Raw genomic sequence first — 26,843 nt, 5'->3', positions numbered from 1 at the left:
GCCACCGGGCCGTCCCCCATGACAGCCGCGGTCCGCGACGGCCCGCCAGCAGAGGACACAGGACATGACCCAGCCCCTCAACACCGCCATCCACGACCTGATCGGTATCGGCTTCGGCCCTTCCAACCTAGCCCTGGCCATCGCCCTGCAGGAGCGTGCCGCCAGCGGGCAGGGCGCTCTGGACGCGCTGTACCTCGACAAGCAGGCCGACTACCGCTGGCACGGCAACACCCTGGTGAACCAGAGCGAGCTGCAGATTTCCTTCCTCAAGGACCTGGTGACCCTGCGCAACCCCACCAGCCCGTACTCCTTCGTCAACTACCTGCGCCAGCACGACCGCCTGGTGGACTTCATCAACCTCGGCACCTTCTACCCCTGCCGCATGGAGTACAACGACTACCTGCGCTGGGTCGCCGGCCAGTTCGCCGACCAGTGCCGCTATGGCGAAGAAGTCCAGGCGGTGGAGCCGCTGCTGGAGGGCAACCAGGTGCAGGCGCTGCGGGTGGTCTCCCGCGATGCCAACGGCCAGTCCCAGGTACGCACCACCCGCGCGGTGGTGCTCAGCGCCGGCGGCACCCCGCGCGTGCCCCAGGCCTTCCGCCACCTCAAGGGCGATGCGCGGGTGTTCCATCACGCCCAGTACCTGGAGCGCATCCAGCAGCAGCCGTGCGCCAGCGGCCAGCCGATGCGCATCGCCATCGTCGGCGGCGGGCAGAGCGCTGCGGAGGCCTTCATCGACCTCAACGACAGCTACCCGAACGTGCAGGTGGACGTGATCCTGCGGGGCTCCGCCCTCAAGCCGGCGGATGACAGCCCCTTCGTCAACGAGGTGTTCTCCCCCGAGTTCACCGACCTGATCTTCAGCCAGCCCACCGCCGAGCGTGAGCGGCTGATCCGCGAGTACCACAACACCAACTACTCGGTGGTGGACCTGGACCTGATCGAGCGCATCTACGGCATCTTCTATCGGCAGAAGGTCTCCGGCTCGCGCCGCCATGCCTTCCGCAACCTCAGCGCCGTGGAGCGGGCCACCGCCACCACCGATGGCATCGAACTGGTGCTGCGCCACATTGCCACTGGCGAGCAGAGCAGCCACCGCTACGACGCGGTGGTGCTGGCCACCGGGTACGAGCGCCAGGCCCACCGCGAGCTGCTGGAACCCCTGGCGCCCTGGCTGGGTGATTTCGAGGTGGCCCGCGACTACCGCCTGCGCACCGACGACACCTTCCGCCCCGCGCTGTACATGCAGGGCTTCTGCCAGGCCAGCCACGGCCTCAGCGATACCCTGCTGTCGGTGCTGCCGATCCGTGCCGACGAGATCGCCGCCTCCCTGCACCAGCACCTGGAGCCCGCCGGTGCTGCCGGGCGTACCGCGCCGAGCTACGCCATCGCCGGCTGACCACCCCGCGCCGGCTTCGTCCGGCGCGTTCCCTTTCTCCGCGAGAACCCCCGATGCTCATGCGCACCCTTGTCGCCGGGGCCGCAGCCTTGCTGCTGGCGCCGTGCCTGTCCCATGCCGCCGATGCCGGTGGCGACACCCTGATCCGCTGGACCGCCTACGGCGTGCCGCATATCCGCGCGGCTGACGAACGTGGCCTCGGGCGTGGCATCGGCTATGCCTACGCCCGCGACAACGCCTGCCTGCTGGCCGAAGAGATCATCACCGCGCGAGGCGAGCGGGCCCGCTGGTTCGGCGCGGACGGGCAGTCCTCCGCCGGCCTGGCCAACGTCCCGTCCGACCTCTTCTTCACCTGGCTGAACGCCCCTGAGCGGGTCGCCGGTTTCCGCCGTGCCCAGACCGACGAGGTGACCGAGCTGCTGGCCGGTTATGCCGAGGGCTTCAACCGCTACCTGGGCGAAGCCGATGCCGGCCGCACCCACTGCCTCGGCCAGGCCTGGCTGCGCCCCATCGAAACGGATGACCTGGTCCGCCTGACCCGGCGCCTGCTGGTGGAGGGCGGTGTCGGCCAGTTCGCCGAAGCCGTGGTGGGCGCCGCACCGCCCGGGCGGCAACAGGCTGCTCGGGACAGCGGCCACACCCTCGCGCGGGTCGAAGGCTTCCGCCTGGACCGGGGCAGCAACGCCGTGGCCGTGGGCCGCCAGCGCAGTGCCGACGGCCCGGCCATGCTGCTGGCCAACCCGCACTTCCCCTGGAGCGGGGCGCTGCGTTTCTGGCAGCTGCACCTGACCATCCCCGGCAAGCTCGACGTGATGGGCGCCGCGCTGCCCGGCCTGCCGGTGGTCAACATCGGCTTCGGCCAGCACCTGGCCTGGACCCACACCGTGGACACCTCCGCGCACTTCACGCTGTACCGCTTGGAGCTGGACCCGAAGAACCCGGCCCGTTACCGCGTCGACGGCCGCTACGAGCCCATGACCCGCACGCGCCTGCAGATCCGGGTGCGGCAGCCGTCCGGTGAGCTGGTCACCCAGTCCCACGACCTCTACGAATCCCGTTTCGGCCCGCTGCTGAACTGGCCCGGCAAGCTGGACTGGTCGGCCAGTGAAGCCTGGGCCCTGCGTGACGCCAACCTCGGCAACACCCGCGTGCTGCAGCAGTGGTACGCGATGAACCAGGCCCGCGACGTGAACGCCCTGCGCGCCAGTGTCGAGCGCCTGCAGGGCATTCCCTGGGTCAACACCCTGGCGGTGGATGACCGGGGCCGCGCGCTGTACATGAACCAATCCGTGGTGCCGCACCTGCAGCCCCGGCAGCTCGCCGAGTGCGTCATCCCGCAACTGGCGGAGCAGGGCCTGCCCGCCCTGCAAGGCAATCGCAGCGCCTGCGAATGGCAACGGGAAGCCGGGGCCGCCCAGGCCGGCATCACCCCGGCCGCGCAGTTGCCCGTGCTGCTGCGCGAGGACTTCGTGCAGAACTCCAACGACAGCGCCTGGCTGACCAACCCGGCGAGCCCCCTGGTGGGCTACTCGCCCCTGGTGAGCCGGGAAACGCCGATCTCTCACCGTGCCCGCTTCGCCCTGGGGCGCTTGCAAGGCCAGCAGCCGCTGCGGGCGGACGACCTGGCGGCAATGGTCACCGACAACCAGGTGGGCCTGGCCGGCGAACTGCTGCCGGAACTGCTGGCGCTGTGCAAGGCCCACGCCGGCGAAGCGGACCTGAGCCGCGCCTGCGCTGCCCTGGTCGACTGGGATGGCAAGGCGCGGGTGGACAGCGGCCTCGGCATGCTGGTGTTCCAGCAGGCGGCCCAGGCCTTCCTCGAACTGGACGACGGCTGGCAGCACCCCTTCGACCCCGCGCGCCCGCTGGACACCCCCAGCGGCATCGCACAGGCCGCCCGCGAACCGCTGCGCCAGGCCCTGGTGGCCGCCAACGAGGCCCTGGCCGCCTCGGGCGCCCCCGCCGATGCCCGCTGGGGCGACCTGCACCAGGTCACCCGCGGCGCCCGAACCTTCCCCATGCCCGGTGCAGACGGCCACCTGGGCGTCTATAACGCCATGCAGAGCGAACACCAGGGCGACCGCCTGGAAGTGGTCAGCGGCACCAGCTACCTGCAACTGGTCACCTTCGACGCCAACGGCCCCCGCGCCCGAGGCCTGCTGGCCTTCTCCCAGTCCAGCGACCCCGGCTCCCCCCACTACGCCGACCAGACCGCCCTGTTCGCCGATAACCCCTGGCAGCCGCTGCCCTTCAGCGACAGCGAAATCGATGCTGACCCGGCACTGGAGCGCAAAGTGCTGCAGCGCGAGTGATGCTTGGCGGCACGTTCTGGTAAAACCTCGACTCAGCCAGCGCTATGCGCTGGCTGAGTTTTTTGTGGGTGCGGTATCGAACGTCAACTTGGGGGGAGTGTGTCGCGTTTTAATTGGTCGCCGAAGTCTGCGGATATGCAAGATCTTTTATTGGTTAGATGGCCGGCCATGATTAGGCTTGAAAGAGGGATGCAGGTGTATGAGTGGGAAAGAGCTGGATTGTTATAGTGATGAGATCTTGGGCTTTGCCATTGCTTGTCTTTTTTCGGGGGCTGTCAGTAAAGAGGAGTTTAGGCTCTGGTGCGTTGATATGTTTTCACAGCGCGATATTCCGGATTTTTTTATTGAACTTGCTCAGTTCGATGGTGAGATTTTTCAAATATATAAAACTATCGGTCACGTTCCGTGCTGGGAGCACACAGAGAGCGAAGAGTATGCAATCTATGGAATTGCTGTTAAGCGTGGTAGTGCTCCGAGTGATATGCCAGTTACGCCTGAAGCTGCTTTGCAGGCACTTGAGGAGTGTTCCAGCGTTGCGTGGTTATTTAGGCGGGTGTTTGGTGGGCTTTGAACTAGGGTGATGAAGGGTTATGGCTTTCAGTGTGGTATAGGGTTTTTAAATATTGGGTGCTAGGTTGTTGGGGTTGTACTTGGTTTGATTTTTATTTTATTAAAAGTATTGATTTTGGGGTGGGGCTTTATAGTTGTGGAGGAGAACGCATGAATGATGGGCGTATTTTCTTTTCGGAGTCGGGTGGCTGTAGTGAGGAAGTTGCTGAATCTGTACTGCAGAGTGCCTTTGGTCTTTCCATGAGAGCTATATGGCAGCACATGACGGTTGAGATCTCTGATTGTCATGTCGATTACCCGTATAAGGTTAAATTATTCTTTTCACTAATGAGTTGGCTCATGTTGGGTGGGCATTTAAAGCTGGCAAGTGAGAGTTGTTTTCTCGATGGCTCCGTTCAAGATCAGTTGCACATTCTGCGGAAGGCTTGGCCTGACACTCCAGGAGAAGACGATCTTGATGGTTTTGGGATTTGGTTTCTTACAGATGCGCCAGCAGGCGTGGTTTGGATTGGACAAGATGGAAGCGAGTTTTGGACGTAGCCTACGTCATTGCCAAGGCAAAGAGTTGTACGAATAAAATATGCTGAAGGGCAGAGGCTTATGCTTGTTAAAACGTAGAAGGCGAGTTTCTCAAGGTCGGCACGGTAGGGGCGGAAATGGTTGAGTTAAGACTAGGTTTGCGAGCCTAGTTGTGAAAAAGATGTTCTCGGTCCTCAGGCAGTGGATTTAGTGAGATGTTTTTTGACTGATGGTGGTGATCAGTCATATGAAGACACTGTTACTTGGCTGAAAGAGGTGCTTTCAAAAGTTAGAGCTGTAAAGCAGGGTGAATTGGAATCCCATAACTGGGATCGTGAAGATTGGGGTGTGGAAATAAGCAGGGAAAATTCCCGGATTTACTCGCTTCATGATGTCGATTTTTTCTGCTTTCTAATGACTGATGAATTCGAAGCGGCTCTTTCTTCCTGGATAGCGTTTCTGCTGGAGGGGTAAGCGTTTCCTCTCAGCCTCTCACCCCCCGACCCGCTAAGATAGCCACCCTTCAAACGCCTGGGGATTGCCATGGATATCGACCTGGCACGTACCTTTCTCGAAATCGCCCGCAGCGGCAGCTTCGTCTCGGCGGCGGAGCGTTTGCATGTGACCCAGACCGCCATCACCGCGCGGGTGCAGAACCTGGAGGGGCAGCTTGGCTGCCGGCTGTTCGTGCGCAACCGGGCCGGGGCGCGGTTGACGCCGGAGGGGGAGGTGTTCGTCGGGCACGCCACGCAACTGGTGAAGACCTGGGAGGCCGCCCGGCGTGACCTGCCGCTGCCCAAGGGCTACCGCGACCTGCTGGCCATCGGCGGTGAGGTGAGCCTGAGCAACCCGCTGTTGCTGGGCTGGATGACCCGCCTGCGTGAGCAGATTCCGTCCCACGCAGTACGGGTGGAGGTGGCCGCCGGCCAGCACCTGCAGCAGCAGATCGAACTGGGGCTGCTGGATGCGGCACTGGTCTACCAGCCCGAGTACTGGCCGGGCATGCAGGTGGAGTTGCTGCTGGAGGAGAAGCTGGTGCAGATCCGCTCCAGCCGTGCGCCCGAACCCTACGTGCAGGTGGACTGGGGCCCGCGCTTCCGCCAGCAGCATGATGCGGCGCTCCCTGACCTGGCGCGGGCGGCGGTTTCGGTGAACCTCGGGCCGCTGGCCCTGCAGTTCATCCTGCAGAACGGCGGCTCCGGCTATTTCCGCACGCGTGTGGTGCAGAGCTACCTGGACAGCGGCGTGCTGGAGCGGGTGGAGCGGGCGCCGGAGTTCACCTACCCGACCTACCTCGTCTATTCCCGTGACCGTGATTCGGCGCTGTTGCAGCAGGCCATCGGCGTGCTGCGCGAGGTGGTGGCCGACGACATCGACTGGTCCCAGCGTTGGGATGCGGTGCTCTGAGCGGCGGGTTCAGGCCCGCCGCGCGAGGGGATGGGCGTCGCTGACGTTGTCGCGGTCTTCGAGGAATTCGGTAGGTGCGGTGCCGTTGGCATTGAGCTGGAACACCCGCGTCGGCCGCCCCTCGGCATCGAAGAACACCTGGCCCAACCCGGCGCCGTTCCACAGGCGTTCCCCCGCGCGGCTGTGGGCCGGTGTGTGGGGCACCACCTTCATGCGGCGACGCTGGGTGAACCAGTTGAGCGGCGAGCGGGGCGCGTAGAGCCAGCGGTTGAGGCGGTCGAACAGGTCCAGCAGGCGGTGGGGGAATTCGTTCTTCACGCCGCTGCTGGTGATCTGCCAGATCTGCGGGCCCTGCTGGCGATGGCGGATGAGCACGCGGTAGACGAAGGAGTAATGCACGTCGCCGGAGAGGATGGTGTAGCTGCCCGGCGTGCGTGAGTGACGGAAGATGTTGAGGATCACCTGGGCGGCACCGCGATGGGCCATCCAGTTTTCCGCATCCACCAGCAGCGGGTGGCCGAGCCAGGTGAAGACCCGCTGCACGGCCTCGATCAGCTTCACGCCGAACACCGGGGCCGGGGACACGACGATGGCCGAGGGGTGCCCCAGCAGCGCCTGTTGCAGTTCGCACAGGGCCTCCCAGTCCAGCAGGCCGGACGGCCGCTTGAGGTCGACCTCGCTGCGCCAGCGGCGGGTGCGGGTGTCCAGCACCCGCAGGGGCGGCTGGGTGTCCAGCTCGTACTGCCAGCCGTTGAAGGCCAGCAGGCGGCCGATCAGGCCGTCGAGCCGCGTGCTGTCCAGCCGGCCATGGGGATCAGGGCTGGCGCACAGCGCGGCGAGGTCATCCTGCAGCTCGTCGAAGGCGTCCGGGTCGTTGCCCCAGCCCTGGCAGAGCAGGTAGGCGAGCAGGGCGTTGCCGATGATGCGGCGGGAGAAGGGGTGGCCGTAGGCCGTCTGCTCCCACTGGGCGGAGAGGTTCCAGTCATCGGTCACGTCGTGGTCGTCGAAGATCATCAGCGTCGGCAGGTGCGCCAGCACCCGCGCCACGCCTGGCAGGCCGGCGACGAAGCCTTCGAGGCGCGTGGCTTCGAGGTGGTAGCGCTCCGCTTCGGACGTGCCGAGTGCGGGCATCTGCGGTGCCACCAGCGTCCAAGGCACCTGCGACCAGACCAGCAGGTACATGGCCAGCACCTCGGCGAGGGTGACGAGGTGGTTCTCGGCGTTGCTGCTGGTGAAGATCGGCTTGCGCGCGCCGCCGAAGAAGCGCTCGCGCAGGGTTTCGTTGCTCTCCAGGGCGGGTAGCAGGTCGGCGCGCCGGTAGTAGCTGGCGGGGTGCTGGTAGAGCGCTTCGCTGTCGCTTACCACGGCGCCCTCCAGGTACTCCCCGTACAGGCCCAGGCGCTCGATGAGCGAGTGGATGGCGCACAGCATCGGCCCGGCCACGTCGTCGGCGTAGATCTGGTCTCCGCTGAGCATGAGCAGCGCCGGGCGTTGCTCCGGCAGGGGCCTTTCGGCCAGCAGGCGGTCAGCGCAGAGCAGTCCGTCGGGGGCAGGGTGATGAGGCTTGCGGCAGGAGCCGTGGAGCAGGTGGTCGATGCGTGAACGCAGCACGAAGTCGGGCCGGGTGGCCTCGCCGTAGAGCAAGTGCGGCGCCCACTCGGCAATGCCCTGGCCGTCGATCAGCAGGTCGTAGGCGATGGGCGTGTCCTGGGGCAGGTGCGCCTCCAGGCGCAGGTCGATCAGGTGCACATGCGCGTGCCGGCCCACCGCAAGGATGCGGCATTGCCGGGCGTCCAGGCTGTGGCGCTGGGCCTGGCCGTCGGCCTCCAGCAGCAGGACGGGTTGCAACGGGCGCGTGGCCACCAGCCAGAACACCAGGCGCCGGGGTTCGGCGCGGCGCAGCAGGGGGCCGGCCAGGACGGTGGGCAGGGCGGTCAGGGGAGCATCGGCAGGCATCGGTACCACGGTCTCGGAGAGCGGTTGGGCATAGTACGACAGCGAAGCGGCGTGTTCATCGCCGCTTGGACCGCATCGAGCCACCTGGGTGCCGTGCCTGCGTCGCGTGCGTGTGACGGCCGCCGCTTCAGGCATCCGCCAGGATCAGGTCGGCGCCTTTCTCCGCCACCATCATCACCGCTGCGTTGGTATTCCCCGAGGTGACGTTGGGGAACACTGAGGCATCGACGATGCGCAGGCCGGTGAGGCCGTGTACCCGCAGGCGGCTGTCCACCACCGAGGTGGCCGGGTCGGTTCCCATCGCACAGGAGCCGCAGAGGTGATAGATGGAGCCGGCGTTCTCGCGGAAGTACTGCAGCATGCCGGCCTCATCGGCCACCGATGGCCCGGGCAGCACCTCTTCGACGGTGATCGCCTTGAGGGCGGGGGCATCCATGATCCGGCGGATCAGGCGGCTGCCCTGGATCACCTCGTCGATGTCCTTCTCGGTGCTGAGGTAGTTGGGGCGGATCAGCGCAGCCTGGGTCGGGTCGGCCGAGGCGATCTCGATGGTGCCCCGGCTGGTCGGGCGGCACGGGTTGAAGCACAGCAGGAAGCCCGAGTAGGGCTCCGGCTTGAGGCGCGCCTTGTTGCTCTTGGGGATCTGGTACGACAGCGGGTTGAAGTAGAGCTGCAGGTTCGGTTGCGCCTGGCTGGCGTCGCCACGGAAGAAGCCGCCGGCCTGGTTCACGCTCATGGCCAGCGGGCCCTTGCGGGTCAGGAGGTACTGGATGCCCAGCTTCACCTGGCCCAGCAGCGAGCTCAGTTCGTCGTTCAGGGTGGGAACGTTGGCCTTGTAGTAGTAGCTGACGCAGAGGTGGTCCTGCAGGTTGCGACCCACCGCCGGCAGCTCGTGCACCACAGGAATGCCGTGACGGGCCAGCAGGCCGCGCTCGGCAACGCCAGAGAGCTGCAGCAGCTTCGGGGTGTCCACCGCGCCGGCGGCGAGGATCACCTCCTTCCGCGCGCTGAACTGCCGCTCCACGCCATGCTGGCTGACCACCACGCCGGTGGCCCGCCGCGCATCGTCGAACACCAGGCGCTGGGCCAGGGCATGGTGCTCGATATGCAGGTTCGGCCGTGCCAGTGCCGGGTGCAGGTAGGCGAAGCTGCTGGAGCAGCGCTGGCCGTTGCGGGTGTTGACGTCATAGAGGCCGGCGCCCTCGAAGTCGGCGCCGTTGAAATCCTCGCTGCGGGGGTAGCCCAGCTGCTGGCAGCCTTCGATGAAGGCATCGCAGATGGCATGGGTCTGGCCCTTCATGGGGCTGATGTGGATGGGACCGCTGGCGCCGTGGTACTCGCTCTCGCCCAGGGGGTGGCTCTCCAGCTTGCGGAAGTAGGGCAGCACGTCCTTGAAGGCCCAGCCGTCGTTGCCCGCCGCAGCCCAGTCGTCGAAGTCGTGGGGCTGGCCGCGCACGTAGATCATCGCGTTGATGGAGCCCGACCCGCCCTGCACCTTGCCGCGCGGAGCGTAGATGCGGCGCCCGGCCAGCTCGGGCTCCGGCTCGCTGTAGTACATCCAGTTGTAGGTGGGGTGGTAGTACATCTTGGCGAAGCCCACCGGCACCTTGAACCAGGGGGAGCTGTCCTTGCCACCGGCTTCCAGCAGCAGCACCGAATGCTGGCCGGAGGCGCTGAGGCGATTGGCGAGGATGCAGCCGGCGGAGCCGGCGCCAACGATGATGAAGTCGTACGTCATGTCGATTACCGCGTCGTTCAGGGTCAGGTTCGGGCCGGGCGAAGGCGCCTCGCCCCAGGCGTACAGGCCGGTGGGCGAGGGCGGTATCGGTCAGCCCTTGGCGGGTGCGGTGTCGCGCACGTCCACCGGGTCGGGGGCCATCTGCAGGTGCAGGCGTTCGCCGGTGTAGGGCGAGTGCCGGCGTACCACGTCCATGTCCAGTTCGACGCCGAGCCCCGGCTCGCGGGATGGGATGACGTAGCCGTCCTCCCAGTGCAGCGGCTTCTTCAGCACCTCGGCGTGGAAGCCGCCCCAGGTCTCGATGCTTTCCTGGATCAGGAAGTTCGGCGTGCAGGCCGCCAGCTGGAAGCTGGCAGCGGCGCCGATGGGGCCGTTGTAGAGGTGCGGGGCGATCTGGGCGTAGTGGACCTCGGCCAGCGCAGCGATCTTCTTCGCCTCCAGCAGGCCGCCGCAGCGGCCCAGGTTCATCTGCAGGATGGAGACGCCGCCATCGGTCAGCAGCCGGTGGAACTCGTACTTGGTGGTCAGGCGCTCGCCGCTGGCGATGGGGATGCTGGTCTTGGCCGCGACCTGGCCCATGGCCTGCTCCTGGCCGGGCGGTACGGGCTCTTCGAACCACAGCGGGTCGTACTTCTCCAGGCGCTGGGCCAGGCGGATGGCCGAGGACGGCACCATCTGCCCATGGGTGCCGAACAGCAGGTCGCAGCGGTTGCCCACGGCATCGCGGATCTTGCGGCAGAAGGTTTCGCAGCGGTCCATCACCTCCAGCGACAACTGGTGCCCGGAGAACGCCGTGTAGGGCCCGGCCGGGTCGAACTTCAGGGCGGTGAAGCCCTGGTCCCTGTAGGCCACCGCGCATTCGGCGGCCAGGTCCGGGTCGTCGTAGTCGTACTCGCCCCTGGCGTTCTTCGGGTAGAGGTAGGTGTAGGTGCGCAGGCGCTCGTTCACCAGGCCGCCAAGCAGCTCGTGGACCGGCTTGCCGGCGGCCTTGCCGATGATGTCCCAGCAGGCCATTTCCAGGCCCGAGACGACGCCCATCATGGTCAGGTCCGGGCGCTGGGTGAAGCCGCTGGAATAGGCGCGGCGGAAGAAGCGCTCGATGTGGTGCGGGTCCTGCTCCAGCAGGTAGCGGGCGAACACATCCTCGATCACCGGGACCATGGCCTGGGGGCCGAAGGTGGCGGCGTAGACCTCGCCGACGCCTTCGATGCCGCAGTCGGTCCTGAGCGTCACGAACAGCCAGTACATGCCGCCGATGTGGGGCGGTGGAACGGCGACGACGTGGGTTTCCAGGGAGATGATCTTCATGGGCGGTTGCCTGCCTTGTGGTCGATGCGTTTTTTCAGGGTGAGGGCGGCCAGCACGCCAAGGGTTCCGATGGCGGCGATGTAGCCGAAGTAGATCTGGTAGCCGGGGAAGCCCGGGAAGGCGTCGGCGATCCAGCCGTTGATCAGCGGGATGAACACGTCGGGCGAGTAACCCACCACCGAGATGATGCCGATGGCCAGCCCGGTGATGCGCAGGGGGATCTGGCAGCTGTCGAGGATGGCCCAGTAGAGGCCACGGATGGCGTAGGTCAGCAGGCCGATGAAGATCACCAGGCCGATGAGCAGGGCCAGGCTGTCCAGCGCCGGGAAGACGATGAGCCCGACCATGCCCAGGGTCGCCAGCGCCAGGGCGACGATCAGCACCGTGATGTTGGAGAAGCGATCCCCCAGGTAGCCGCCGCCGATCCCGCCGATCGGGCGCATCCACAGCTTGATGGTGGTGATGGTACCGGCCATCACCGCGCTGAGGCCGAAGCCGCCCTCCTGCAGGTAGGCCGAGAAACTGTAGGTGGCCCAGAAGATGTGGTACCCGCAGAAGACGATGGCCGCCACCAGCCACAGCTCGGGAATGCGCGCCAGGGTGCGCAGGTCCTGCAGCAGGTTGTGGGCCTGGCGTTCGTCCTCGGCGTTGGGGTGGGCCGCCTTCGGGTCCTTGACGCCGAGCATCAGCGCGCCGAGCAGCAGGCAGGTGAAGGCGTAGAGGTGGACCACATGGGTGAAGCCCACCTGGTGGGACTGCCCCTGGGACTCGGTGGCGTAGGCGAAGAGGGCGAGGGCGACCGTGGCCAGCAGGGCCTCCACCAGCCCGCGCCCACCGTCGAGGATGCCGAAGAAACGACCCTGCTCGCTGGCCTGGGCGATCATCTTCACCCGCTTGATCACCGAGGCCCAGAAGGTCAGCCCGGTGCTGATGCCCCAGCCGGCATAGATCACCAGCAGGCTGTCGAAGCCGGGCGCGGTGGCGTACCAGAGCGCCAGCAGGCCGGTGGCCACCAGGGAAAAGCTGATCAGCAGGCGGGGTGCGATGCGGTCGGCCAGCCAACCGCTGGGCAGGTAGCTCACCAGGAACAGCGTGCCGAGCATGGAATACAGGTAGCCCAGCTCGGTGTTGGTGATGGCGAACACCTCCAGCATGGTGCTCTGGTACACCTGCCGCAGGTAGAGCACCGGGTAGATGGCCCCGGCGGCGAGTACCAGCAGCATGAGCTGGAGATAGCGTTGGGTCTTGCCGTTCGCTCCGCGTGCGAGCGGAGCATCGGCCTGGGCAGCGGTTCTGGACATGAGGGCATCCTTGGGCGCGCGCAGGGCGCACGCCTCGATCATTGTTCTTGTTGGTCGCCCGGCGCGGATCGCCAGGCAGGGTGCGGTGCCTGGGCTCAGTACTTCATGACCACCAGGCGGGTCTGGGTGAACTCGAGCATCCCGTGCTTGCCGTCGTCGCCGCCGAGCCCGGAGCGCTTCCAGCCCGCGTGGTAGCCCTGGTAGGGGTCGGCCGGGGTGCGGTTGACGTACAGCTCGCCGGCCTGGATGGCATTGGCCACCCGCAGGGCGCTGCGGTAGTCCTCGGTGTAGAGCACCGAGGCCAGGCCGAACTGGTGATCGTTGGCCAGGGCGATGGCCTCGTCCAGGTCGTGGTAGCGAAGCACCGGGAGGATCGGCCCGAAGCTTTCCTCGCGCACGATCTCCATGCCCTGGTGGCAGCCGCTGAGCAGCGTGGCCGGGTAGAAGTGCCCGGCGCCTTCGGGGATGAAGCCGCCGGTTTCCAGCACCGCGCCCTCAGCCAGGGCCCGTTGCACCAGGCCGTGGATCTGCGTGCGGGCACGTTCGCTGACCAGCGGCCCCATGCGCGTCGGGTCCTGCGCGCGGTCGCCGATGCGCACGGCAGCCATGCGCGCCCTGAGCAGATCGAGGAAGCGGTCGTGCACGCTGTCGTGGACGTAGACCCGTTCGATGGCGGTGCAGAGTTGCCCGCAGTGGGTGGTCTTGGAGCTCACCAGATCGTCGGCGGCACGTTCCAGGTCGGCATCGGCGGCGATGATCGCTGGCGTCTTGCCGCCCAGCTCCAGGGACGGCTTGGCGATGTTGGCCTTGCAGTACTCCAGCACCATGCGACCGGCCTGCACGCTGCCGGTCAGGGTGATCATGCCCACCGCCGGGTGGGTGCAGAGTGCCGCTGCGGTGTCGTGGTCCATGGTCAGCAGGTTGAACACGCCCTCCGGCAAACCGGCCTGTTGCGCCGCGCGGGCGATCTCGAAGGCCGACAGCGGGGTGTTGTTGCTGGGGCGTACCACCACGGCGTTGCCGGTGATGAGGGCCGGCGCCACTTTGCGCAGCAGGGTGTAGACCGGGTAGTTGAACGGGATCAGGCAGGCCACCACGCCAATGGGTTCGCGCTGCAGCAGAAGGGTTTCATCCGGCGTGTCACTGGGGATCACCTCACCCTCGATGCGGCGGGCCCATTCGGCATGGTAGCGGGTGATCTCGGCGGCGTAGCGGGCCTCGTTGCAGGCATCCTCCAGGCTCTTGCCCGATTCGGCCGCCAGCGCCGCGCCGATGGCGTCGGCGTTGGCCAGCAGCGCATCGGCGAAGCGCCGCAGGTGCTCGGCGCGCTGGATGCTGGGCAGGCGTGCCCAGCCGGGTTGGGCGGCTGCGGCGAGGTCCACGGCGTGGTGAACCTCCTCCACCGAGGCTGCCGGCACGCGGCCGACCAGTGCCTGGGTGGCGGGGGAGTGGATGGCGAAGTCGGCATCGCCGGTCGGGTCGACGAACTGGCCGCCGATGAAGTGCTTGCATGTACGCATGGCTGTCTTACCTGGCTTGAAACGGTTGTCAGGAACCATCGGGTCATGCGCGCTGGAGCGGCGTCGGCGCTCCAGCGCGCAGGGTCACCTTCAGAAGATGTCGAGGGGGTACTGGGTGATGATCCGCACCTGGTCCACGTCGCCGTCCGCCTGGGCCGAGTTGGCGCGGTGGATGGTCTGCTGGAGTGCGATGGAGAGGTCCTTGGCGGGGCCGCCCTGGACCACGTACTTCACCTCGATGTCCCGTTCCCAATGCCGGCCGCCATCGCCCAGGCGGGCGTAGTAGGCGTAGGCGCCCTTGGGGTCGACCCGGCTGTTGTCGATGCCGCTGCCCCGCAGGTAGCGGGTCATCAGGCTCAGGCCCGGCACGCCGTAGGGCGCCAGGTCCAGGTCGTAGCGCACCTGCCAGGAGCGCTCGTTGGGCGAGTTGAAGTCGGAGTACAGCACCGAGTTGGCCAGGTAGATGGAGTCGCCATCGCCCAGGTAGTCGAAGGGCTGGTCACCGTCGATGCGCTGGTAGGCCAGCATGAAACCGTGGGCGCCGAGGGTGAGGCGGGCATAGGCGCTCCAGCTGTCGGTGTCGATGCGGCCGGCGCGGGCACTGCCCTGGTCACGGGTGCGATACAGGTTGGCGCCCAGGGCGAGGCTGCGGTGCTCGGCCAGCTCGATGCGTTTGCCGAGGCTCAGGTAGGTCTGGTCCCAGACATCCTCGAAGCGCGCCCGGTACAGGCTCAACAGGGTGCCGTCGGTGAAGCGGTAGTCGCCGCCGAAGTAGCTGGCGGAGCGATAGGGTGTGGCGCCGTATTCGGTGCTCATCTCGCCGTCATGGTTGCTGCTGGCCTTGTTGCGCGCCGCGTGCAGGTGGCCGGCCATCAGGGTCAGGTCGTCGAGGCTGTGGTTCTCCACGGACACGCCGCGGAAGCTCTGGGGCAGCAGGCGGCCGTCGCCGCGCTGGAACACCGGGGTGATGGGGAACAGGTCGCCGACCTTGAGCTCGGTGTCGAACGCCCGCAGCTTCAGCGCGCCGCCCGCCGTCGAGTAGTGGTTCTCGGCGTGGTTGCGGCTGTCCAGTGGCAGCAGGTTGGTGCCGGAGGTGCCGCCGCCGCTGTCCAGCTTGAACCCCATCAGCGCGTGGGCATCCAGGCCGACGCCCAGCGTGCCTTCGGTGAACCCGGAGCTGTAGAAGGCCTGGACGCCGTGGGCCCATTCCTCCCGGTAGCTCTGGGCGCGGCCGTTGAACAGGCCGTCGTTGCGGCTGCGAAAGTCCCGGTTGAAGTAGAAGTTGCGGTTGATCAGCTGCAGCGAGCTGCCCTCGACGAAGCCGGTGCGGGTCGCGTCGTCGGCCTGGCAGGCCAGGGGGAGGGTGCAGAGCAACAGGCCGGCTGCGGGCAGGGCCGCAGAGGCGCGAGCAAGGTATGACACGTTGGCGATCCTCGAATAATTGTTATGTGAGGCCGCGCCATGTTCGTCAGCCGTGGGTTGTCGGACAAACGATTAAATTCGGGGATGAGTATTCGAAAAACGCACGTTATTGGTCATGAGGTTTAGTCATGGCCGCTTGAGTTTTTGTGGTTACTGATGGCGCTCGGGCGGGTGCTACAACTCGCTGCAGCTGGTTTCGCCGGCTTGGCTCATCCAACAACTACAACGAGCACCGTCACCATGAACGTCCTTTCCTTTCTCGGGTTCGGGAAGACTCGGCTCGGCACCGTCGAGTGGTTGGAGCGACCCCCGCTGTCACGCAAGCCCAGCGCTTCGTCCTGCACCGTGCCCCTGCCCGCGTCGGCCTGATACCCGGCGCGCCAGGGCACAAGCACGACTTTTCCGCATCCCCGAGGAATCCCCATGAAACAGCTCGACCTCTACATCGGCGAGGGCTTCGAAGGCCCCGGCGTCAACGCCGCCCACATCAACCTGCTGATCGGCCCGCGCAACGGGCCGGCCGGCCAGGCCTTCGCCAACAGCCTGGCGTCCCCCAGCCAGGGCCATTGCCCCTTCATGGTCATCGCCCAGCCCAACGTGCCGGTCAAACCCATGACCCTGTACGTCAACAAGGCCGAGATCAGCGGCGACCTGCATGCCAACGCCACCTGGGGCGCCTCCCAGGCGGGCATCGCCAAGGCCATCACCGAGGCCCTGCTGGACGGCACCCTGCCGCCGGAGGCCGAGGACGAATGGGCCATCGTCACCGCCAACTGGGTGAACCCCGCCTGCGACGACCTGGATGCGGTCTACCGCAACAACTACAACGCCTGCCGCACGGCGCTGAAGGCGGCGCTGGCCGGGCTGCCCTCCCGGGCCCAGCTGGCCGACGTGGTGGGCGCCATCGCCAACCCCTTCTACACCCCGAAAGCCTGAGGAGGCCGCCATGCAGTACGTCCGTCTCGGCCAGTCCGGCCTGCAGGTGTCCAAGCTCTGCCTCGGCACCATGAACATGGGCACGCCGCAGTGGAAACCCTGGATCTTCGATGAACGCCAGAGCGAGCCGATCGTCCGCCACGCCCTGGACAGGGGGGTGAACTTCATCGACCTGGCGGACTTCTATTCCGCCGGTGTCGGCGAGGAGGTGGTGGGGCGCATCCTCAAGCGCCTGGTGCGTCGCGAGGACATCGTGGTCACCACCAAGGTGGGCTACGGCACCCGCGAGGGCGTGAACGCCAGCGGCCATTCGCGCAAGCACATCATGGACAGCATCGACGCCTCCCTGACGCGGCTGGGCATGGATCACGTCGACCTCTACATGCTGCATTTCTTCGACGTGAACACCCCCGTGGAAGAGACGATGGAAGCCCTGCACGACATCGTCAAAGCCGGCAAGGCGCGCTACATCGGCGTGTCCACCATGCTCACCGGCCAACTGGCGAAGATCCTCATGGCCTGCGAGCGCAATGGCTGGGTCAGGCCCATCAACATGCAGCTGCAACTCAACTGCGCCTACCGCGAGGAAGAGCGGGAGATGATCCCGTTCTGCCGCGACCAGGGCCTGGGCGTCTCGGTGTTCAGCCCGCTGGCCCGTGGCCTGCTGACCGGCGATGTGCAGTCCACCCGCAACCAGACCGACTTCTTCACCCAGCAGATGTACGCCGATGAAGCCTCCTTCGAGATCGCCCGTTCGGTGCAGCGGGTGGCGCGGCGGCGTGGCGTGTCCAACGCCCAGGTCGCCCAGGCCTGGGTCCTCAATCACCCGGGGGTGGATTGCATGCTGGTGGGGGCGGACTCCACCGAGCAGTTCGACAGCGCCCTGGCGGCCCTGGAAACGCGCCTGGATGCGGATGAGCTGCACGAGCTGGAGCGCAACTACACGCCCTGCGACCTGATCAACGACTACACCGCCGGAAAGCGCATCCTGCGTGTTCCGCGCCCGGCCGGAGCGGCCTTCACCCTCAAGGAGGCCACCGCATGAGCCGGCTGCTGCGCAAGGGACACTACATCGATGGCTGCTGGTTGGAAGACGGCCCGCGCTACCCGGTACGCAACCCGGCGGACGGCACGCTGATCACCGAGGTGGCGAAGGCCGGGGTGGCGGAAACCGACCAGGCCATCGCCGCCGCTCAACGGGCGCTGCCGGCCTGGCGCGGGCTGACCGCCAAGGCCCGCAGCCAGCCGCTGCGACGTTGGGCCGAGCTGATGCTGGCCCACCAGCGCGAGCTGGCGGAGCTGCTCAGCCGCGAGCAGGGCAAGCCCCTGGCCGAGGCGATGGGCGAGGTGGTCTATGCGGCGAGCTTCCTTGAGTGGTTCGCCGAGGAGGCCAGGCGCGTCTATGGCGATGTCATCCCCAGTCACAAGGCGGATGCCCGCATCGTCGTCACCAAGGAGCCCATCGGCGTGGTCGCCGCCATCACACCCTGGAACTTCCCCCTGGCGATGGTCACCCGCAAGGTCGGCCCGGCCCTGGCAGCCGGCTGCACGCTGATCCTCAAACCGTCCGAAGAGACGCCGCTGTCGGCCTTTGCGCTGGCGGTGCTGGCGGAAGAGGCGGGGATTCCCGCCGGGGTGTTCAACATCGTGTCCGGCGACGCCCCGGCCATCGGCAGCGCGCTGCAGGCTTCACCGGTGGTGCGCAAGCTGTCGTTCACCGGCTCCACCGCCACCGGCAAGCTGCTGATGCGCCAGGCGGCCGACACCCTGAAGAAGGTCTCCCTGGAGCTGGGTGGCAACGCGCCTTTCATCGTCTTCGACGACGCCGACCTGGACGCGGCGGTACGCGGGGCCATGGCCTCCAAGTTCCGCAACACCGGGCAGACCTGCGTCTGCGTCAACCGCTTCTACATCCAGGAAGGGGTCTACGAGGCCTTCACCGCCAAGCTGGCCGATGCCGTGCGCGCCCTGCGCGTGGGGGCCGCGCTGGACGGCGAGAGCGACCAGGGCCCGCTGATCAACACGGCCGCCCTGGCCAAGGTCGAGCAGCACCTGGGCGATGCGCTGGAGAAGGGCGCCCGGTTGCTGTGCGGCGGTCGTCGCCATGCCCTGGGCGGCACCTTCTTCGAACCGACCGTGCTGGTCGAGGCGACCCCGCAGATGCTCATCGCCCGCGAGGAAACCTTCGGCCCGGTGGCGGCCTGCTTCCGCTTCAAGAACGAGGCCGAGGTGCTGGCCCATGCCAACGACACCCCCTACGGCCTTTCCGCCTACTTCTACAGCCGCGACATCGGCCGGGTCTGGCGCGTGGCCGAAGGGCTGGAGGCCGGGATGGTCGGCATCAACGAGGGGATCATCTCCACCGAGGTGGCGCCCTTCGGCGGCATCAAGGCCTCCGGCCTCGGGCGGGAAGGCTCGAAGTACGGCATCGAGGATTACCTGGAGATCAAGTACCTGCTCATGGGTGGCCTCTAGCCCATCGGGAGGCTCCGGCCTCCCTTGCATCCCCACCACTCGCCACGGCGAGAACAACAAGAAACGGGAGCTCACCATGTCACACACCATCAAGCTGGACGACGCGCCCCTCGGGCGCTTCCACCTCCGTATCGCCGGTCTCACCTTCGGCGCGCACTTCACCGACGGCTACATCCTCGGGCTGATCGGCATCGCCTTCACCCTGATCAGCCCGCAGATGCAGCTCGACCCGTTCTGGCAGGGGCTGATCGGCGCCTCGGCACTGATCGGCCTGTTCCTCGGCAGCCTGTTCTTCGGCTGGATATCCGATTACGTCGGCCGGCAGAAGATCTTCGTCGTCAGTTTCGTGCTGATCACCCTGGCCTCGGTGCTGCAGTTCCATGCCGAGACGGCGTTGCAGCTGTTCCTCCTGCGGGTGCTGATCGGCATCGGCCTGGGCGGTGACTACAGCGTCGGGCATACCTTGCTGGCGGAGTTCGCGCCGAGGAAGCATCGCGGGGTGCTGCTGGGGTCGTTCAGCGTGATCTGGACCTTCGGCTATGTCGCCGCCACCTTCATCGGCACCGCCATGCTGAGCCTGGGAGATGACGCCTGGCGCTGGATGCTGGCGTCCTCGGCGATTCCGGCGGCCATCATCCTCATCGCCCGCATCGGTACCCCGGAGTCGCCTCGCTGGCTGGTGAACCGGGGCCGGGTGGAAGAGGCGCGGGCCATCGTGCGCAAGCACATCGGGGCCAACGTGGTGCTGGACGACGAGCGTCCCCAGCGCAACCGCAGCGGCTACGCGGTGCTGTTCAGCCGCGAGTACCGCACCCGCACGGCCTTCAACTGCCTGTTCTTCATCTGCATCGTGATGCCGTACTTCGCCATCTACACCTTCCTGCCGACCATCCTGGCGAAGATGGGGCTGGCCGAGGGCATGGGCACCGAGATGATGCTCAACGCCCTGCTGGTGCTGGGTGCCGTGGCGGGCATCGGCTGCACGCTGAAGTTCTCCCGGCGCGGCTTCCTCATCGGCTCGTTCTGGCTCCTGGCCCTGACGCTGCTCCTGCTGGCGGTCCTGCCCGGCAGCACGGCCTGGGCGCTGGTGCTGCTGTTCGGGCTGTTCACCCTGGTGTTGTCGGCAGTCAGCAACCTGGTGGGGGTGTTCCCGGCGGAAAGCTTCCCCACCGAGGTGCGCGCCAGCGGTGTCGGCCTGGCCACGGCGGCCAGCCGCCTGGGCTCGGCCATCAGCACCTTCCTGTTGCCGGTGAGCGTGGCGGGCATCGGCCTCAACGCCACCATGGCGTTGCTGGCCGGGGTGCTGGTGTTCGGTGCCCTGGTCTCCATGGCCTGGGCGCCGGAAACCAAGGCCCTGTCCCTGGCGGAGGCCGGTGCGCCGGACGAGGAGGGCGGCACGCTCGGGCGTGTGGCAAAGACCGCATAGCGGCCTTGAGCCGAGCACCCGGACTGAAGGCCGGGCTACGGAACCGGTCCATACCGTAGCCCGGGCTTCAGCCCGGGGCGTGGGTGGTGCTCTGTGCCTCGATCCACTCGCAGAACACGCTCACCTTGGACAGCCCCTGGCTGCTCGCGGGCACGTCCAGCCAGTAGCCGTAGGGGCCTTCCACCTCCACCGGGCTGATGGGCAGCAACTGCCCGGTGGCCAGTTCGTGCTCGATCATCTGCCGGTCGATGACCGCCAGCCCGCCGCCGGCCAGGGCGGCATGGATCACCTGGTCGAGGGTGCTGAATTCCAGCCCCTGGCTGGGGTCGACAGCTTCGCAACCCGTGGCCTCCAGCCAGTTCTCCCAGACCTGCAGGTGCTTGCCCTCGTGGAGGATGTGCAGCAGCGGGTGCTCGCCCAGCACTGGCGGCCTGCCGTGCTCGAACAGTTCCGGGGCGGCCACCGCCAGGTGACGCTCCAGCACCAGCAGGTGACTCTGCCAGCCCGCTGCCGGCGCCTGGCCGAAGCGGATGCGGCAGTCGATCTCGCTCTGGCTGTCGGGGCCCGCGTCGTTGCGTACGTTCAGGGCGATGTGCGGGTAGCGCCGGGTGAACCCCTTCAGCCGGGGCGAGAGCCAGCGGGTGGCGTAGGTGGGGGGCGCGTGGATGCGCAGGCGCTGGCGCAGGTTGGGCGCGCGCACCTCCGCCAGCGCCTTCTGCATGCGGTCGAAGGCTTCGGTCAACCCGGGCACCAGGGCTGCGCCGGCCGAGGTCAGGGTCAGGCCCTGGGGGGAGCGGGTGAACAGGCCCACGCCCAGGTAGTCCTCCAGTTGCCGGATCTGCCGGCTCACGGCGCCCTGGGTGACATTCAGGGCGTTCGCGGCGCGGCCGAAGCTGCGGTGGCGGGCGACTTCCTCGAAGACCCTCAGGGCATTCAGCGAAGGCAGTTCACGCATGCTGGGGCTCCCCCTCGCTGGCGGCCAGCGAGGGCTCCAGGTGACGGGCCGAAAGCCAGAGCTCCTGTTGCAGCCAGGTCCGGAACACCTGCAGGGCCGGGGAGTCGCTCAGCTCGGGGCGTGTCACCAGCCAGTAGGACTGATGGCCCTCGACGTGCACGTTGAGCAGTTGCGTCAATTGGCCGGAGGCCAGCTCCCGCTGGACCATGTGCCAGTCGGCGATGGTGATGCCGAGGCCATCGAGCGCGGCGCCGATGGCCAGGTCCAGCAGGTCGAACTCGTAGCCCTCGCGGGTATCAATGCCCCGGATGCCGGCGGCGTCCAGCCAGTGCTGCCAGGTCTGGTAGCGCCGCTCTTCGCTGGCCAGCACATGCAGCAGGGGCATGCCGTTGAGGTCCGGGACACCGTTCTGGTTGCCCAGCCTGGCCAGGAGGTTCGGCGCACAGACGGCGATGTGCCGCTCCTGCATCAGCAGGGTGGCTTCCAGTTGCGCCCACTCGCCATCGCCGAAGCGGATGGCGCAGTCCAGGGTGCCGGTCTCGGCCAGGCTGTCCTGCAGGCGGGTGGTGATGCTCAGCTCCAGCTCCGGGTGCTGCGCCCGCAGGCGTCCGAGGCGTGGCAGCAGCCAGCGGCGGGTGAAGGTGGGCGGCGCGTTGATGCGCAATCGGTTGAGGTGGCTCTTCTGCTGGATGGCGCGAACGGCCACCTCGATGCGGTCGAACGACTGGTTCAGGGCGTCCAGCAGCTTGCGTCCGGCGCGGGTCAGCTCCAGGTGGTGGTGGCGGCGGATGAGCAGGGTCTCGCCCATCTGCTCTTCAAGCTGGCGCACCTGCCGGCTGACGGCACTCTGGGTGACGTTCAGCAGCTCGGCCGCGCGGGTGAAGCTGCCGGTGTGACCGGCGGTTTCGAATGCCTTCAGGGCATTCAGTGGAGGGAGTCTGCGCTTCATGACCAGGCCCGCCTTCAGGGAAAGGCCCCGGAGCATATGCCAGGTCGGGGCCGGTCCGCATCACACCGCGCGTTGCAGGGCGGGGGCGCCGAGCGGCGCCGGGGTCGCATCCTTCAACCAGTGCCGGTAGAGCCCGCCGATGAGGTCGCTCTGGGTCACCAGGCCCACCAGTCGGCCTTGTTCGTCCTGCACGGGCAGGCCGTGCAGGCCCTGGTCGGAGAGCAGGGAGACCAGGGCGCCGATGTCGGTGTCGGGGCGCACGCTGCGCACCTCCCGCGTCATCAGCTGGCGCACGCGTACCTGCTGCGGGCGCAGGCGGGCGAGCAGCGAGACGGATGGGTCGCGATGGCCGTGGTGCAGCAGGTCGGTGGGGGTGACCACGCCCACCAGGGTGCCGTCGGCGTCCAGCACCGGCAGCAGCTTGATGCGGTGCTGGCGGAACAGCTTCCAGGCGTCGGCGAGGCTCGCGTCGGGGGACAGGGTGCGCAGGTCGCGGGACATGATGTGTTCGGCCGTGACCCGGCCCATGCCGCGCCGCAGGGCGACCCGTTCGGTCTGGCGCAGCAGGCGTTCGAGGTCGTCGCGGGTGATGTCGACGAACTCGCCGAAGTCCGCCAGGGCCTGGTCGAGGTCGGCTTCGGCGAAGCCGGCCCGCTCGCTGGGCAGCGGGTCGTCCGTGAGGTGGCTGTCGTTGCGCGGTTGCGCCGGGGCGTTGACCAGGGCGCCGCGGGTCAGGCGGTTGTAGGCCAGGGCGCTGATGATCAGCACCGCCGAGCCCATCAGCACCGGCCAGGCCACGCCGAAGCCCAGGGCTTCGAATGCCGGGCCGCCCAGGGCCACGGCCACCGCCAGGGCGGTGCCCGGCGGGTGCAGGCAGCGCAGGCTGTACATGGCCAGGACGGTGAAGGCCATGCTCAGGGTGGCGGCCAGCACCGTGTGGTCGATCCACAGGCCGCAAGCGGTGCCCACCAGGGCCGCCACCAGGTTGCCGAGCAGCACCGACCAGGGCTGGGCCAGGGGGCTGCTGGAGACGGCGAACAGCAGCAGCGAGCTGGCGCCCAGGGGCGCGGCCAGGCGCAGGGTGACGTCGAGGCTGAACAGGTGGCTGGTGACCAGGCAGCACAGGGCGAGGCCGACGCAGGCGCCAAGGGAGGCGCGCAGCCATTCGGTGGGTGGTGCGGTACGGGGGACGGGGGCGAGGCGCCTGGACCAGCGGCGCCAGCGACTTTCCGGGGGCATGACGAGTCTCGTAAAAAAGGGGGCCGGAGCGGCCCCCAGGGAAGTCCCACTGCGTGCGCGGGATCGGTGGCCTCGCCGGAGCGCGACGAGGCGAACGGGGCGCATCCTACGGGGGCGTGATCCATCGCTGCCAATGAATGTTATTGCAGCTTGAGTGCAATTTTTTTGAATTCAAATGCCCGGCAAGGCGAGCCGTGGCGGCGTAGCATGCGATGCGAACCAGGTAGAGGATGGGCGTGATGCGGCGGCTTGACGTGGAGGCGGGGTTGGCAGCGGAGCGTGCGCTGCTGGAGCAGGTGCACCGAGGGGAACGGGACGCGGGCGTACTGCTCTGGCGGCCGTTGGACCGTGCCCTGGTGATGCCCGCGCGCATGAGTCGTCTGCCGGGCTTCGAAGTGGCGCGGGCGCGCTGCGAGGCGCTGGACTGGCCGGTCTCGCTGCGGGATACCGGCGGCGAGCCGGTGCCGCAGTCACCTGGCGTGCTGAACATCGCCCTGGCCTATGCGGTGCCGACCGGGGAGAGCGAGCTGACCCGGATCGAGACCGCCTACCTGCGCCTGTGCCGCCCCTTGTGTGACTGGCTGGCGGGGCAGGGGCTGGAGCCGGGCATCGGCGAGGTGCCCGGGGCCTTCTGCGACGGGCGCTACAACGTGCGGCTGGGCCCGCGCAAGCTGGTGGGCACGGCCCAGCGCTGGCGCCGCCGCAGCCAGGACGGGCGCCACGTGGTGCTGGTGCATGGGGCGATGCTGGTGGAGGACGAGCGTGAAGCGATGGTGGCAGTGGTCAATGCCTTCTATGCGGGGTGTGGCCTGCCGGATCGCTGCGAGGCCGCAAGCCACGTGGGTTTGGCCGAACAGCTGGAGCGTCCCTGGGATGCCCTGTCGACCTTGTTGCCCGGTATGCGGCGGACGCTGGCGGAAGGCGGAGTTGCCCTGCCGGAAGCCTGATGTGAAAAAAGTTGCTTCAGGGCCTTCCCAGCCCCCACCGGGTAGGCACTATCATCGCCGCTCCCCAGTGCCCGCACTGCAGGCTGCCTGAAGGCGCCGCACCCGCCGCCGCTGTGCCGGACCCGCTCGGAGCATCCGCTACAACCGCCAGGACGGCGCCGCATGGGTTCCTGCCAGCCACTGCGCGTGACGCCTTCACCCAACCCGCCGGGCCCGTTCGCATTCTCTCGATGGATGGACACCGCCCCCATGAGTTCAAGCCGTAGCCCGATCGGGCCGTATCGCCCCACGCTGCGCAGTCACCTGGCCTTCACCGTCTATTCCGGCCTGGTCTTCCTGGTTCTCTACACGCTGCTGCGCGGGGCCTTGCTGATCTACAACCGCGAACTGATCGGCAGCACCCCGGCCTCGACCTTCGTCGAGGCCTTCATCAACGGCTTCCGTTTCGACCTGCGCCTGACCATCTACGCCCTGGCGCCGCTGCTGCTGTCCATCCCCTTCGTCACGGCCATGTCGCTGCGCCGGCTGCACCTGGCCTGGCTGACGGTGTTCGCCAGCCTGACGCTGTTCTTCGGCATCCTCGAACTGGACTTCTACCGCGAGTTCCACCAGCGCCTGAACAGCCTGGTGTTCCAGTACATGAGCCAGGACCCGAAGACCGTGATGAGCATGCTCTGGTACGGCTTCCCGGTGGTGCGTTATCTGTTGGCGTGGGCCTTGGTGACCTGGCTGCTGTTCAGGCTGTTCAAGCGCCTGGATCGCGCCACCCGGCCCGCCGGTGCCGCGCTTGAGGCCTCGCCCAGCCTGGGCGGGCGCAGCCGGGTAGCGCCCTGGTACGTACGTGTCGGCGTGTTCGGCCTGTGCCTGGTGCTGGCCGTGGTCGCCGCCCGTGGCACCCTGCGCCAGGGCCCGCCGCTGCGCTGGGGGGATGCCAATACCACGGATTCGGCCTTCGCCAACCAGTTGGGCCTGAACGGCACGCTGATGCTGGTCAACGCCGCCCAGGCGCGTTTCTCCGAGACCAACGAGAACGTCTGGAAGGCCACCCTGCCGGATGAGCAGGCGCTCTCGGTGGTGCGCGAGATGCTGCTGACCCCGCAGGATCGCCTGGTGGACCCGGCCACCGCTGCCGTGCGTCGTGTGCTGACGCCCGAGGCCGAGCGCACCCTGCCGATCCGCAACGTGGTGGTGATCCTGATGGAGAGCTTCGCCGGCCACTATGTCGGCGCGCTGGGCGGCAAGGGCGACATCACCCCGAACTTCGACCGCCTGAGCAAGGAAGGGCTGCTGTTCACCCGCTTCTTCTCCAACGGCACCCACACCCACCAGGGCATGTTCGCCACCATGGCCTGCTTCCCCAACCTGCCGGGCTACGAATACCTGATGGAGCAGCAGGAGGGGACCCACAAATTCACCGGCCTGCCGCAGCTGCTGAGCGCCCGCCAGTACGACGACCTCTACGTCTACAACGGTGATTTCGGCTGGGACAACCAGATGGGGTTCTTCGGCAACCAGGGCATGCGCAACTTCATCGGGCGCAATGACTTCGTCAACCCGGTGGTGTTCGACCCCACCTGGGGCGCCTCCGACCAGGACATGTTCGACCGCGCCGCCCAGGAGCTGCGTGACAACTACGGCAAGAAGCCCTTCTACGCGCTGCTGCAGACCCTCTCCAACCACACGCCCTATGCGCTGCCCAACCCGCTGCCGGTACCGGCTGTGACCGGCTTCGGCTCCAATGACGAGCACCTGACGGCCATGCGTTACTCCGACTGGGCCCTGGGGCAGTTCTTTGAGAAGGCCAAGCAGTCGCCGTACTACAAGGACACCCTGTTCGTGGTGGTGGGCGACCATGGTTTCGGCGCGCCCGAGCAGCTCACCGATATCGACCTGTACCGCTTCAACGTGCCGCTGCTGCTGATCGGCCCCGGCATCCAGGAGAAATTCGGCGCGCGCACCGACGTGGTGGGCAGCCAGATCGACATCGTGCCCACCATCATGGGCCGGCTGGGGGGCGAGACCCGCCACCAGTGCTGGGGCCGCGACCTGCTCAGCCTGGCGCCGGAGGACAAGGGCTTCGGTGTGATCAAGCCCTCCGGCAGCGACCAGACCGTGGCCATCGTCAGCGGCGACCGCGTGCTGATGCAGCCCCGTGGTGGTGAGCCGCAGCTGTTCCGCTATCAGCTCAACAGCGAAGGCCAGAGTACCGGCCGCATCGAGGACCCGGCAGCGGTCAAGGCCCTGAGCGAGCGCCTGGAAGCCTTCCTGCAAGTGGCCACCAAGAGCCTGCAGGGCGATACCGCCGGCCTGGAGGACCCGAAGCGCTAGCCGGCCGTTGCCAAACGACCTGCCTGTGCGCTTCGTCGGTTGCCGCGCGTTCAGCGCGCGGGCGGGCCTAAGGTGAAGGTCCGGCGTCCACCCGGCGCCGGACCCACCGGGAAGGCTCCACCGGGCCTTCCGCTCC

At 67.4% G+C, this 26,843-nt stretch carries 20 protein-coding genes; 11 read left to right on the top strand and 9 right to left on the bottom strand.

The window, feature by feature from the left end:
- Positions 1–64: 64 nt before the first annotated feature.
- The 5 genes from PotMrB4_RS15720 (at position 65) to PotMrB4_RS15700 (ending at position 6,207) form a co-directional block, all read left to right on the top strand.
- Positions 65–1,399 (top strand): lysine N(6)-hydroxylase/L-ornithine N(5)-oxygenase family protein, encoded by a 1,335-nt coding sequence (locus tag PotMrB4_RS15720; RefSeq protein ID WP_074972101.1) that lies wholly within the window; start codon positions 65–67, stop codon positions 1,397–1,399.
- Between the two features lie 53 nt (positions 1,400–1,452).
- The gene (gene pvdQ, locus PotMrB4_RS15715; RefSeq protein WP_172433861.1) at positions 1,453–3,711 is read left to right on the top strand and encodes a bifunctional acylase PvdQ; all 2,259 of its coding nucleotides are present in this window, start codon (positions 1,453–1,455) and stop codon (positions 3,709–3,711) included.
- A 199-nt stretch (positions 3,712–3,910) separates the two neighbouring features.
- On the top strand, positions 3,911–4,282 hold the full coding sequence (locus PotMrB4_RS15710) for a hypothetical protein (RefSeq protein WP_172433860.1): 372 nt from the start codon (positions 3,911–3,913) through the stop codon (positions 4,280–4,282).
- Positions 4,283–4,431: 149 nt separating this feature from the next.
- Positions 4,432–4,821: a DUF596 domain-containing protein gene (locus PotMrB4_RS15705; RefSeq protein ID WP_165672186.1), complete on the top strand. Its 390-nt coding sequence runs from the start codon at positions 4,432–4,434 to the stop codon at positions 4,819–4,821.
- A gap of 522 nt (positions 4,822–5,343) precedes the next feature.
- Positions 5,344–6,207 (top strand): LysR family transcriptional regulator, encoded by an 864-nt coding sequence (locus tag PotMrB4_RS15700; protein ID WP_172433859.1) that lies wholly within the window; start codon positions 5,344–5,346, stop codon positions 6,205–6,207.
- 9 nt (positions 6,208–6,216) lie between these two features.
- On the opposite strand, the gene PotMrB4_RS15695 is transcribed toward PotMrB4_RS15700, so the two are convergent.
- The 6 genes from PotMrB4_RS15695 to PotMrB4_RS15670 all read right to left on the bottom strand — a co-directional run bounded on the left by PotMrB4_RS15695 (position 6,217) and on the right by PotMrB4_RS15670 (position 15,452).
- Positions 6,217–8,163 (bottom strand): metallophosphoesterase family protein, encoded by a 1,947-nt coding sequence (locus tag PotMrB4_RS15695; protein WP_172433858.1) that lies wholly within the window; start codon positions 8,161–8,163, stop codon positions 6,217–6,219.
- Positions 8,164–8,290: 127 nt separating this feature from the next.
- Positions 8,291–9,901 (bottom strand): GMC family oxidoreductase, encoded by a 1,611-nt coding sequence (locus PotMrB4_RS15690; RefSeq protein WP_172433857.1) that lies wholly within the window; start codon positions 9,899–9,901, stop codon positions 8,291–8,293.
- A gap of 90 nt (positions 9,902–9,991) precedes the next feature.
- Positions 9,992–11,209: a mandelate racemase/muconate lactonizing enzyme family protein gene (locus PotMrB4_RS15685; protein WP_172433856.1), complete on the bottom strand. Its 1,218-nt coding sequence runs from the start codon at positions 11,207–11,209 to the stop codon at positions 9,992–9,994.
- A complete protein-coding gene (locus tag PotMrB4_RS15680; protein ID WP_373466874.1) occupies positions 11,206–12,510 on the bottom strand; it encodes an MFS transporter in 1,305 nt (434 codons plus the stop codon). Before PotMrB4_RS15680 ends, PotMrB4_RS15685 begins: the two co-directional genes overlap by 4 nt.
- A 95-nt stretch (positions 12,511–12,605) precedes the next feature.
- Positions 12,606–14,030, bottom strand: coding sequence for an aldehyde dehydrogenase (gene aldA / locus PotMrB4_RS15675; protein ID WP_172433855.1), 1,425 nt, complete (start codon positions 14,028–14,030; stop codon positions 12,606–12,608).
- Between the two features lie 90 nt (positions 14,031–14,120).
- Entirely contained in the window at positions 14,121–15,452 is a 1,332-nt protein-coding gene (locus PotMrB4_RS15670) for an OprD family porin (RefSeq protein WP_172433854.1), read from the bottom strand.
- 423 nt (positions 15,453–15,875) lie between these two features.
- Here PotMrB4_RS15670 and fae point away from each other — a divergent pair, with 423 nt between their 5' ends.
- From fae to PotMrB4_RS15650, 4 genes are all read left to right on the top strand, one after another.
- Positions 15,876–16,388: a formaldehyde-activating enzyme gene (gene fae / locus PotMrB4_RS15665; protein ID WP_111264109.1), complete on the top strand. Its 513-nt coding sequence runs from the start codon at positions 15,876–15,878 to the stop codon at positions 16,386–16,388.
- Positions 16,389–16,398: 10 nt separating this feature from the next.
- On the top strand, positions 16,399–17,433 hold the full coding sequence (locus tag PotMrB4_RS15660) for an aldo/keto reductase (protein ID WP_107329226.1): 1,035 nt from the start codon (positions 16,399–16,401) through the stop codon (positions 17,431–17,433).
- Positions 17,430–18,863, top strand: coding sequence for an NAD-dependent succinate-semialdehyde dehydrogenase (locus PotMrB4_RS15655; protein ID WP_172433853.1), 1,434 nt, complete (start codon positions 17,430–17,432; stop codon positions 18,861–18,863). Before PotMrB4_RS15660 ends, PotMrB4_RS15655 begins: the two co-directional genes overlap by 4 nt.
- Positions 18,864–18,939: 76 nt before the next feature.
- Positions 18,940–20,289, top strand: coding sequence for an MFS transporter (locus PotMrB4_RS15650; RefSeq protein WP_172433852.1), 1,350 nt, complete (start codon positions 18,940–18,942; stop codon positions 20,287–20,289).
- Between the two features lie 67 nt (positions 20,290–20,356).
- On the opposite strand, the gene PotMrB4_RS15645 is transcribed toward PotMrB4_RS15650, so the two are convergent.
- Genes PotMrB4_RS15645 through PotMrB4_RS15635 form a run of 3 tightly spaced genes read right to left on the bottom strand, consistent with a single transcriptional unit; the run spans position 20,357 to position 23,432 of the window.
- Positions 20,357–21,244: a LysR substrate-binding domain-containing protein gene (locus PotMrB4_RS15645; protein WP_172433851.1), complete on the bottom strand. Its 888-nt coding sequence runs from the start codon at positions 21,242–21,244 to the stop codon at positions 20,357–20,359.
- Positions 21,237–22,193: a LysR substrate-binding domain-containing protein gene (locus PotMrB4_RS15640; protein ID WP_172433850.1), complete on the bottom strand. Its 957-nt coding sequence runs from the start codon at positions 22,191–22,193 to the stop codon at positions 21,237–21,239. The genes PotMrB4_RS15645 and PotMrB4_RS15640 overlap by 8 nt, the downstream gene beginning before the upstream one ends.
- A 60-nt stretch (positions 22,194–22,253) precedes the next feature.
- Entirely contained in the window at positions 22,254–23,432 is a 1,179-nt protein-coding gene (locus PotMrB4_RS15635; protein ID WP_172433849.1) for an HPP family protein, read from the bottom strand.
- Between the two features lie 230 nt (positions 23,433–23,662).
- Between PotMrB4_RS15635 and PotMrB4_RS15630 the strand changes: the two genes are divergently transcribed.
- Positions 23,663–24,379, top strand: coding sequence for a lipoate--protein ligase family protein (locus tag PotMrB4_RS15630; protein ID WP_172433848.1), 717 nt, complete (start codon positions 23,663–23,665; stop codon positions 24,377–24,379).
- Positions 24,380–24,628: 249 nt separating this feature from the next.
- Positions 24,629–26,707: an LTA synthase family protein gene (locus PotMrB4_RS15625; RefSeq protein ID WP_394353997.1), complete on the top strand. Its 2,079-nt coding sequence runs from the start codon at positions 24,629–24,631 to the stop codon at positions 26,705–26,707.
- The last annotated feature ends 136 nt before the right edge of the window (positions 26,708–26,843 follow it).

This window comes from Metapseudomonas otitidis, assembly GCF_011397855.1.
Lineage (GTDB): Bacteria > Pseudomonadota > Gammaproteobacteria > Pseudomonadales > Pseudomonadaceae > Metapseudomonas > Metapseudomonas otitidis.
The sequence above is the reverse complement of the archived record's forward strand: the minus strand, read 5'-3'. Positions and strand labels throughout refer to the sequence as shown.

Coding starts and splice junctions, on each gene's coding strand:
- PotMrB4_RS15695 (WP_172433858.1), bottom strand. CDS start 8,163: ATGCCTGCCGATGCTCCCCTGACCGCCCTGCCCACCGTCCTGGCCGGC.
- PotMrB4_RS15655 (WP_172433853.1), top strand. CDS start 17,430: ATGAGCCGGCTGCTGCGCAAGGGACACTACATCGATGGCTGCTGGTTG.
- PotMrB4_RS15640 (WP_172433850.1), bottom strand. CDS start 22,193: ATGAAGCGCAGACTCCCTCCACTGAATGCCCTGAAGGCATTCGAAACC.
- PotMrB4_RS15680 (WP_373466874.1), bottom strand. CDS start 12,510: ATGTCCAGAACCGCTGCCCAGGCCGATGCTCCGCTCGCACGCGGAGCG.
- aldA (WP_172433855.1), bottom strand. CDS start 14,030: ATGCGTACATGCAAGCACTTCATCGGCGGCCAGTTCGTCGACCCGACC.
- PotMrB4_RS15625 (WP_394353997.1), top strand. CDS start 24,629: ATGAGTTCAAGCCGTAGCCCGATCGGGCCGTATCGCCCCACGCTGCGC.
- PotMrB4_RS15710 (WP_172433860.1), top strand. CDS start 3,911: ATGAGTGGGAAAGAGCTGGATTGTTATAGTGATGAGATCTTGGGCTTT.
- PotMrB4_RS15645 (WP_172433851.1), bottom strand. CDS start 21,244: ATGCGTGAACTGCCTTCGCTGAATGCCCTGAGGGTCTTCGAGGAAGTC.
- PotMrB4_RS15650 (WP_172433852.1), top strand. CDS start 18,940: ATGTCACACACCATCAAGCTGGACGACGCGCCCCTCGGGCGCTTCCAC.
- PotMrB4_RS15630 (WP_172433848.1), top strand. CDS start 23,663: ATGGGCGTGATGCGGCGGCTTGACGTGGAGGCGGGGTTGGCAGCGGAG.
- PotMrB4_RS15685 (WP_172433856.1), bottom strand. CDS start 11,209: ATGAAGATCATCTCCCTGGAAACCCACGTCGTCGCCGTTCCACCGCCC.
- PotMrB4_RS15690 (WP_172433857.1), bottom strand. CDS start 9,901: ATGACGTACGACTTCATCATCGTTGGCGCCGGCTCCGCCGGCTGCATC.
- pvdQ (WP_172433861.1), top strand. CDS start 1,453: ATGCTCATGCGCACCCTTGTCGCCGGGGCCGCAGCCTTGCTGCTGGCG.
- PotMrB4_RS15720 (WP_074972101.1), top strand. CDS start 65: ATGACCCAGCCCCTCAACACCGCCATCCACGACCTGATCGGTATCGGC.
- PotMrB4_RS15635 (WP_172433849.1), bottom strand. CDS start 23,432: ATGCCCCCGGAAAGTCGCTGGCGCCGCTGGTCCAGGCGCCTCGCCCCC.
- PotMrB4_RS15660 (WP_107329226.1), top strand. CDS start 16,399: ATGCAGTACGTCCGTCTCGGCCAGTCCGGCCTGCAGGTGTCCAAGCTC.
- fae (WP_111264109.1), top strand. CDS start 15,876: ATGAAACAGCTCGACCTCTACATCGGCGAGGGCTTCGAAGGCCCCGGC.
- PotMrB4_RS15705 (WP_165672186.1), top strand. CDS start 4,432: ATGAATGATGGGCGTATTTTCTTTTCGGAGTCGGGTGGCTGTAGTGAG.
- PotMrB4_RS15700 (WP_172433859.1), top strand. CDS start 5,344: ATGGATATCGACCTGGCACGTACCTTTCTCGAAATCGCCCGCAGCGGC.